Source organism: uncultured Draconibacterium sp. (assembly GCF_913060805.1).
Taxonomy (GTDB): Bacteria; Bacteroidota; Bacteroidia; order Bacteroidales; family Prolixibacteraceae; genus Draconibacterium.
The window spans coordinates 1-9264 of record NZ_CAJXTC010000067.1; the positions used below are offsets into that span (position 1 = coordinate 1).

General features: G+C 38.6%; 6 protein-coding genes. 5 read left to right on the plus strand and 1 reads right to left on the minus strand.

Annotation, left to right across the window (positions count from 1 at the left end; genetic code table 11):
• From QZ576_RS22150 to QZ576_RS22170, 5 genes are all read left to right on the plus strand, one after another.
• Positions 1 to 318: RagB/SusD family nutrient uptake outer membrane protein (locus QZ576_RS22150; protein ID WP_297101684.1), on the plus strand; the 318-nt coding region annotated here is incomplete at its 5' end.
• Between the two features lie 26 nt (positions 319 to 344).
• Complete coding sequence (locus QZ576_RS22155) at positions 345 to 1520, plus strand: DUF4960 domain-containing protein (RefSeq protein WP_297101686.1); 1176 nt, start codon at positions 345 to 347, stop codon at positions 1518 to 1520.
• A gap of 77 nt (positions 1521 to 1597) precedes the next feature.
• The gene (locus QZ576_RS22160) at positions 1598 to 3859 is read left to right on the plus strand and encodes a GH32 C-terminal domain-containing protein (RefSeq protein ID WP_297101689.1); all 2262 of its coding nucleotides are present in this window, start codon (positions 1598 to 1600) and stop codon (positions 3857 to 3859) included.
• 2 nt (positions 3860 to 3861) lie between these two features.
• Entirely contained in the window at positions 3862 to 5418 is a 1557-nt protein-coding gene (locus tag QZ576_RS22165; RefSeq protein ID WP_297101691.1) for a glycoside hydrolase family 32 protein, read from the plus strand.
• A gap of 246 nt (positions 5419 to 5664) precedes the next feature.
• A complete protein-coding gene (locus QZ576_RS22170; protein WP_297101694.1) occupies positions 5665 to 8295 on the plus strand; it encodes a substrate-binding domain-containing protein in 2631 nt (876 codons plus the stop codon).
• A 588-nt stretch (positions 8296 to 8883) separates the two neighbouring features.
• Here QZ576_RS22170 and QZ576_RS22175 read toward each other — a convergent pair.
• On the minus strand, positions 8884 to 9264 hold a 381-nt coding region (locus QZ576_RS22175; protein WP_297101696.1), incomplete at its 5' end, for a HipA domain-containing protein.

Consider the following 9264-nt stretch of genomic DNA (forward strand, 5'->3'; position numbering starts at 1 on the left):
GATGGCACGCCAAGTTCAAACTACAAAATGGACATCTACAAACCTGGTGTAAACTGTGACTGGACTCAGGAATTTGCCCGCCAGGCTTTGCGCTGGGAAAGACGCTTAGAGTTTGCAATGGAAGGTATTCGCTTTTTTGATTTGGTACGTTGGGGAATAGCCGGAGATTATATCAACAATTATTTTGCTGAAGAAAAAACCAAACGAGAATACTTGAAAGATGGTCAGTTTACGGAAGGGAAGCATGAGTATTTTGCTATTCCTCAAAATCAAATTGATTTTAGTAAAGGTTTGTATAAGCAAAATCACGGTTGGTAACAGTTAAACATTTAAAAGAAATTGAAATGAAGAAATATTTGATTTATATAATACTGATAACCTTTTCGGCCGGATTATTTTCTTCCTGCGAAGAGGATTACACAAGCTCGCTGAACCTGGATGCCGATGTTAAAATACAGAGTTTCTCGGTTGCGGGGACTGAAGGCGAAATCGATGAAGCAAACAAAACCGTTACGGTAACCATCGAAAGCGGGAGCAATATTGATCTTAGCAATATAAGCCCGGAGATTGTACTTCCAGCAGGAGCTGTCATTACTCCTGCTATTACATCAAGCATGGATTTCACCAATCCTGTTGAGTTTACGATTGTAAACGGCGATATTTACTGCCAATACACCGTAACTGTTTCTGAGAAATTCTACTTTGCCTTTTTGGGCGAGCCTGCCAATGTATCTGCTATGACGATTTTAGATGACCAAAAAGCTGCAGAATGGTTTTTAAAGAAATATCCTTCTGCTGAATATGTAAGTTTTAGTCAGGTTGCCGATGGCACAGTAGATTTGAGCAAATACAATGCCGTTTGGTATCATTCAGACCAGGGTACACGCCCTTGCTGGCCTGATGCTCAAATGTTATACGGAGTTGCCGATAATTCTGCAATAGTATCCAAGCTGAAAACGTATTATGAAAATGGAGGTAACATCCTGTTAACCAATTTTGCCGGTTCGCTGGTTGATGAACTGGGAATTGTTAGCGAAGCAAAATATGCTCCAAACAATGCTTTTGGCGATATCGAGGCAAATCCTGATTCTTATAACTGGGGCGATTGGGATTTGAGGTGGTACGGTAATCCAGAAAACCCCATAGCTCAGGGATTAAACTATAAAAGTGATGACCCAACAAAATTTATAATGTTGCCTAACGGAGTTGCACGCCGTAACCGTACCAACCAGTATAACGTGGATGACTGGACGGATTACGCAGTTGGTGGCTCAACCATTGAGGAACGGGTTGCATACTTCGAAACCGTTAACAACTGTGAAGTATTGGTGTCCAACTGGAACGGCATGGAGATTAACCTTGTTTTATGGGATAAACATGATGGTAAAGGTGCCGCTATCTTTATTGGTTCAGGAACTTATGACTGGTATGCTGAGAATGATGTTGAAAACACAGCGGGTAACCGCGAGAAGCTGACATCGAATTGCATTGCATATCTATTGGCAAAATCGAAAGAATAATTCATAAAAGGAAGGAAGCCATTTCAGGCTTCCTTCTTATAACAGCTTTGGGAGATTAAATAATTAAACAAATTATTATGAAGAATATATTTGTGACCCTATTAATTGGTGTGTTGTTCAGCTTTTCGCTTATTGTTAAAGCTCAGGACTATAGTGAGCAGTACCGGCCACAATTCCATTTTTCTCCCAAAAGTGGCTGGATTGGTGACCCGGACGGAACCATAAAATTCGACAGTCTGTACCATCTTTTTTGGTGGGGACACGCCGTTTCCGAAGATTTGGTGTACTGGAAAGAATATCCCTGGCCCATGCAGGGAGGAAACTCGTCTTTCGATTACTACACAGGTTCGGTAGTTGTAGATACTGCAAACACTGCCGGGTTTGGAACCGGAGATGACACGGTTGCCGTGGCGATTTATACCATGCACAATAGAACAACAAATATTGAAACGCAGGGAATCTCATCGAGTACTTCGCCCGATTTTAAATACTTCAATTATTACAACGATAACCCGGTAATTCCTTCCACTTCAACCGATTTCAGGGACCCCTCTGTATTTTGGGATACGCAACTCAACCGTTGGGCAATGGCTATTACACGTCCGGGTGAACATCGTATTGAAATTTATAGCTCTCCTGATTTGAAAAACTGGACTAAACAATCGTCTTTCGGGCCACTTGGTGCACGAACAGGCGCCTGGGAAGTTCCCGACCTTTTTCAACTCCCATTAGATGGTAATCCTGAAAATAAGAAGTGGGTTATGATTTGTGGGATGGGTCCTAATCGTGGGCAATACTGGGTAGGCGATTTTGATGGAAGTACTTTCACTCCTGACGGTACAACCCTGACTTATTTGAAAAATGGCACCGGTATCAACGGTGAACTATTTACTGATTTTGAAGATTCTGATTACGGAACATGGACTACAGAAGGAACTGCTTTTGGCACGGGCCCGGCAAATGGATCCCTGTCCGGCCAAATGGATGTATCAGGTTATTTGGGCGACTACCTGGTGAATTCTTTTAATGGTGGCGATGCCGCAACCGGGAAACTGGCATCTCCGGAGTTTACGGTTTCCAAGAATTTTATCAACTTTTTAATATCTGGCGGAAACCACAATAATTTAACCTGTATTAACCTACTTGTAAACGGAGAAGTTGTAAGAACGGCTACCGGTGACAATTCGGAACAGCTAAAATGGTTTGGCTGGGATATAAGTGAATACATCGGACAAACTGCTGTATTACAAATTATCGACAATTTCTCAGGTAGTTGGGGACACATTAATATCGACCACATTATGTTCTCGGATATTCTTACCGACCATAGATACGAACATGCCTACTGGATTGATTACGGCCCCGATTTTTATGCTGTAAGAACTTATCGGAATTACGATGCAGATGACGACCGTACCGTTTGGCTTGGTTGGATGAATAACTGGGATTATGCCAATAGCATTCCGACCTCCTGGGGAGGAAGTACAGCTGAGTCGCTGCCCCGCGAAATACAGCTGGTTAGCACTCTTCAAGGTTATAAAATCACTCAAAAGCCAATTGAGGAATTGAAGAAGTTAAGAAAGGAAGAAGTAGTACTAACGAACAAAACAGTAGAAGGAACAACTGTATTAACAGAGTTTAAACCTCTGAAAAATACTTATGAGTTTGAAGCAGTTTACGAAGTAAACCCGGGAAGCGATCAGAAAGTCGGCTTTAATCTTTGTGTGTCGGATGCCAATAAAATGGTATTGGGTTACGACGCTAAAACCTCGAATGTTTTTATCGACCGTACACAAAGCGGATATGTAAGCTTTAACAGCAAATTTCCGCGGGTTATAAATGCTCCTGTGCAGTTAAAAGAAAACAAAATCAGTTTTCATGTTTTTGTTGACCAACTGTCGCTTGAAGTTTTTGTGAATGATGGAGATGTTGTATTAACTTCATTGATGTTTCCTAATCCTTATTTTCAAAAAGGCATCGAATTATTCTCGATAAATGAATCATCAGTACTTCAATCATTTAATGGTTGGGAGCTCAACTCAATTTGGGAAGAGGAGCTGGGCACAGGAATACTGGACAGAAGAGAAAACATAAAATCGATTGATGTATATCCTAACCCGGCCAACCACAAAATACACTTTACGCTGAATGCTGGAACCAGTAAAACCGCCACAGCAAAAGTTATAAACCTACTGGGACAAACCCTGAAAGAAAAAATAATATTTCCCGGTATTTCCTCGTCCGAAATCGATATAAGCGATTTAAAAACGGGACACTACATTCTTTATGTTTTGAATGACAACCAAATATCAACTCAACAATTTATAAAAGTAAATTAATAATGATGAAGACATTTTATAAGCTTCTGGTGGTAGTTTTTATCTTAAGTGCCTGCGAGCCGTCGGCAAACAACCAACAAGAAAAATACAATGAACAATACCGTTCCAAGGTTCATTTCTCGCCTGAAACAGGGTGGGCTAATGACCCGAATGGGATGGTGTATTACGATGGTGAATACCACCTGTTTTTTCAGCATAACCCGGATACTACAATCTGGGGGCCAATGCACTGGGGGCATGCGGTAAGCAAAGACCTCATTCACTGGGAACAGCTCCCAATAGCATTGTACCCCGACAGTTTAGGATGGATATTCTCGGGAAGTGCTGTAATTGACTGGGAAAATACATCGGGTTTGGGAGAAAACGGCGTTCCGCCAATGGTGGCTATTTTTACCTATCACAATCGGGAGTTGGAAAATACCGGAACTGATAAATTTCAGTCTCAGGGAATTGCATATAGCCTTGACAAAGGGCGTAGCTGGACGAAATATGAAAACAACCCGGTTTTACCTAATCCCGGAATTCGTGATTTTCGTGACCCAAAAGTGATGTGGCACCCCGAAAGTGAGAAATGGATAATGACCCTTGCCGTGCTCGACCATATCAATTTCTATTCTTCGCCTAATTTAATCGACTGGACCCTGGAAAGCGAATTCGGAGAAGGAATTGGAGCACATGGCGGCGTTTGGGAATGCCCTGATTTGTTTCCTTTGCAAGTGGAAGGAACAGACGAAATTAAGTGGGTATTACTGGTAAGTATCAATCCGGGAGGGCCAAATGGAGGTTCGGCGACACAATATTTTGTTGGCGAATTTGACGGGCATGTATTTGAACCACACGGAGAAAGGACTAAATGGTTGGACTATGGTAAGGATAATTATGCAGGTGTAACATGGTCGGATATTCCGGATGAGGATGGCAGAAGAATTTTAATTGGCTGGATGAATAACTGGCAATATGCAAATGAGATTCCGACATCGGGCTGGAGGGGGGCATTTACCCTCCCGAGAACCCTGGAATTGACAGAAATCTATAACGACTATCTACTTGTTTCGTCGCCGGTAAAAGAATTTGAAAAACTAAAATCAGGTTCAAAAAAGATCTCCGGTTCTACAGTTTCAGGAATGCAGGAGATTAATATGAAACCACAGTTCCCGATGGAAATAAACTTGAACTTTAATACTGAAAACAATACAGCAATGAATTTTGGTGAGCGTTTCGGGATTATTTTATCAAATGAAAAAAATGAATCGCTAAAAATTGGCTACGACAACCTAAATAAACTTTTTTTTATTGATCGGAGTAATGGAGGATGGGATAGTCCGAACCAGGAATTTGCAGGTATTCATTATGCACCGTATATAGTCAATTCCTCTTCACTTAGTTTCAAAATTATAATAGATAATTCTTCGGTTGAATTATTTGCAGTTGACGGTTTGGTGGTCATGACCGAACAATTTTTCTCTACCAAAGAATTTACATCAATAAGCCTGTTCTCGGAAAAAGGAGAGGTAGAATTACTCGATGGTGAAATTAGTAAATTAGCAGAAATATGGTAAAATGGATGGGGATCCGATTTACGTGGTTTAGTTTAATTAATATCAAAAAGGCCTGATGGTTTCCATCGGGCTTTTTGTCTATTTTTTCTTGGTCTAATTTTGTTAATTTTAAATGTTATTAGCTTGAAAATTATGTGTCGTTTCATTTTGGTGATATCATTTGTATTGTTTTGTCTCTGTTCGCAGGCAAAAGAGAAATTCATTGTAGGTTTTTCGCAATGTTCGGCCGGAGATTGGCGATTAAATATGGAAGCGGAAATGGATAGGGAGCTCATGTTTCATGATGATATTGAACTTATCAAACGACAGGCAGAAGACAGTACACTTTTACAGGTTCAACAAATTGAAGAGTTATTAAAGAAGGATGTTGATTTGATGATAATTGCACCCAATGAGATTGGGGCACTTCAACCTGTTATCGAGAAAATTTATGATTCGGGCATTCCTGTTATTCTTATTGATAGAAAAATAAATTCACAGAAATATACTGCTTATATTGGGGGTAATAATTTTGGAATCGGGAATATTGCTGGTGTCTATCTTGCAGATAAATTGAAAAAACAAGGGCAAGTTGTAGAATTATTAGGAATGCTCAGTACTTCTCCAGCTTTAGAGCGAATGAATGGTTTTAGTAGTGCTCTCAGTATATACCCCAATATTGAAAATGTCTATAAAATACATGCTAAGTGGAACAATGAATTGGTTCATGATAGCCTCAGTATTATTTTGAAAAAGTTCCCTTCTGTAAAAGCAATTTTCGCACACACTGATTTTATGGCAGAGGCTGCATCAAATGTAATCAGAGAGCAATTTCCAAACCGTGATGTTCTGATTGTTGGTGTTGACGGGCTGCCCACTGCAGGGGGAGGAATTGAACTGGTTGAGAAAGGTGTTATTTCTGCAACCTTAATTTATCCAACTGGCGGTAAGGAGGCTATTAGGATTGCGGCAAGCATATTGCATAATCAATCCTTTCAGAAAAATAATTTGTTACCAACTACTCTTATTGACCATTCAAATGTGGACATAACTAAGATGCAATTTCAGAAGATCAACACTTTACAGGAGGACATAACAAAATCGAAAAATATGCTGGAGATACTTAATGTGAGGTATCAGGAACAGCAGATTTTATTGTTCGTTAGTTTAGTGTTGTTGACTCTTGTTGGAATTTTCTTAGCTATGTATTTATGGTCGTTCAAACGTCTTAAAATTTCGAGCCGAAATCTCGAAGAACAAAAAGAAGCCATTTCAAACCAAAACATTGAATTAAAACAGTTATCAGATAAGCTGGAAAAAGTCACACAAGAGCGGTTAAGATTTTACACCAATATCTCGCATGAATTTAGGACCCCCTTAACTTTGATTTCAGGTCCAATTGACAATTTATCAAAGAGTACAAACTTAACTGGAGAGCAAATGGAATTACTTCAAATTGCTCAAAAAAATGTAGCCATTCTATTAAAACTTATCGAACAAATCATAGATTTCAGAAAGTATGAATTGGGTAAACACGATTTTTCTCCCGTTTCAGCTGATTTGAAAAAACACTTTGAAGATTGGAACGGACTATTCGCCGAAGTTGCAAATCATAAGCAAATTGAATTCAGGATGCAAGCTACTTCGGGAGACGACTTCGTTATTGATTTTGATGTGGAAAAAATGGAACGGATTTATACCAACTTATTATCCAATGCATTCAAATTTGCACCGGAAAAGGGCATTATTCAAATTTTGATGAGTCGGAAACTTGTTGAAGGGAAAAACTCTGTAGAGGTGCAGGTAATGAATTCCGGTAAATCGATTCCTGAAAATAAGATAAAAGAGATATTCGACCGTTTTTATCAAGCGGGCTCAAAAACAGGTGGCTCAGGTCTCGGCTTGGCACTTGTGAAGGGGTACATCGATATACATGGAGGGAAGATTGAGGTTACTAATCGTAATGGTTTTGTTTGCTTTACTTTTTCGATTCCTGCAAAACAGGAAGATAAAAACATAAAAATTGAAGTGGAAGAGTCTGATGAAAAAATAGTTGACAGGAAGGATATTCAAGATGTAATTTCTTCCGTAATCGGGAGTGAAGATTTGTATATTTTTGATGATGAGTTTGACAAGGAGAAAACAACAATTTTACTGGTTGATGATCATCCCGGAATACGTTCTTATCTGAAATCTCTCCTGAAAGAAAATTATTGTGTGCTTGAAGCCCGTGACGGTATCGAAGGAATAAGAAAGGCAGTGAAATATGTTCCCGATCTGATTATCTCTGATGTGATGATGCCAGGAATTGATGGCGTTGAAATGTGTAGCCATCTAAAAAAAGAATTGTCAACCAGTCATATCCCCATTATTTTGCTTACGGCAAATGCGCAGGATGAAAAACGAATTTTGGGTTTTGAAAGTGGTGCAGATGACTATTTGTCAAAACCGGTAAATGTTGACATATTAAAAGTTCGCCTTCGTAATTTAATTGAAGGTAGAAAGCGATTGAAAGTTGCATTTGGTGAACCTCACAACCACACTAAAAAATTAGTTCCAGATAACTTAATTGAAAAATATTTTATTGAGAATTTCGAAGATAAAATTGAAAAAAATATTGAAAACACAGAACTTAGTGTTGACTTTCTAAGTAACGAACTGGGAATTTCTCGAATTCAGTTATACCGGAAAGTTAAAGCGTTAACCAACTATTCACCTATTGAATTCATTACAATATATCGCTTAAAAAAAGCTGTTCATTTAATGAAAATGACAGATACTAATCTGGCACAAATAGCATATCAGGTTGGTTTTTCAGCTCCATCTTATTTTTCTAAAAGTTTTAAAAAGTATTACCATAAAAGTCCTTCTGAATTTTTGAAAGAAATGAGGAAATAGTAAACTAAAATTGTAGTGATCATATATTTAAAAAAGAGTTATTAAACATGCTGATTTTTTACATTTAAATCATGCAGTAATAATCACTGTTAAATAATGATCTTTAATGGCGGTAATCTATTAAAAACGATCCAGGCAGAAATTGAATCAATATCTAAGAAACACGGCTTGATAATTACGTATGTGTTCATTCATGAGGATGAGGTGCCGGCGGTGGTTCGGGAGATGATTGCAGCAGGAATGATGCCGGAAGGTGGCCAGACTGAAAAGATTATAATTAATGTTTGAATCATGAAATGCTAGTTATGTGAAGCGTTTAAAACTATAATAAGGCATTCTGGTATTCTTGAGTATTTTTGAATCATTGAGAACGGAAATGATACCGATGTGGCGTAGAAAAATAGATGATTTATTTTGTGTCATATTTGTACCATTAGCTTGTAAAGTATTCGTAGTCAGATGTGGTTATTTTTGAAGAAGTAAAATAATTTGATCAAAAAAAATTGATAGTATGACTTAAAGTTCTGCTATCAATTGAACTACAAAATATTTGAGGAGCCTCTTCCAATCTTGGGAGGGGCTTTTATTTTAATCCATAATTTTATTCAGTACATTCTGGATATTTTGGATGTTGGTTTTTGAAATTCCGCATTCTTTGGCAATGGACGGCCAATGGTTAATTGCATCTTGAACTTCTTCGATAATTACATCGGCTTTTTTTAATCCAAAATGATCAGCCAACTTCAAAAGTTCCTTTCGTCCTGGATTCCGACTCTCTCCAGCTATCATGGTGCTGTGAAATCCGTAGGCCGAATTCGAAAATGTCAGGTCGTAAGCCGGGGCAAATTGCCATTCTCCTTTTGCGTTCATCAGGAAAGAGAAATTTTTGCTATGATCGTCGCGATTGTGAGAGTAAACATTGAATGCGGCTAACCTGAAAACTTTTTTATAGGCATTTACATGTTTTTC

Excerpts from the sequence above, each read along its gene's own strand:
- QZ576_RS22155 (WP_297101686.1), top strand. The coding sequence starts at position 345 with ATGAAGAAATATTTGATTTATATAATACTGATAACCTTTTCGGCCGGA.
- QZ576_RS22165 (WP_297101691.1), top strand. The coding sequence starts at position 3,862 with ATGATGAAGACATTTTATAAGCTTCTGGTGGTAGTTTTTATCTTAAGT.
- QZ576_RS22170 (WP_297101694.1), top strand. The coding sequence starts at position 5,665 with ATGGAAGCGGAAATGGATAGGGAGCTCATGTTTCATGATGATATTGAA.
- QZ576_RS22160 (WP_297101689.1), top strand. The coding sequence starts at position 1,598 with ATGAAGAATATATTTGTGACCCTATTAATTGGTGTGTTGTTCAGCTTT.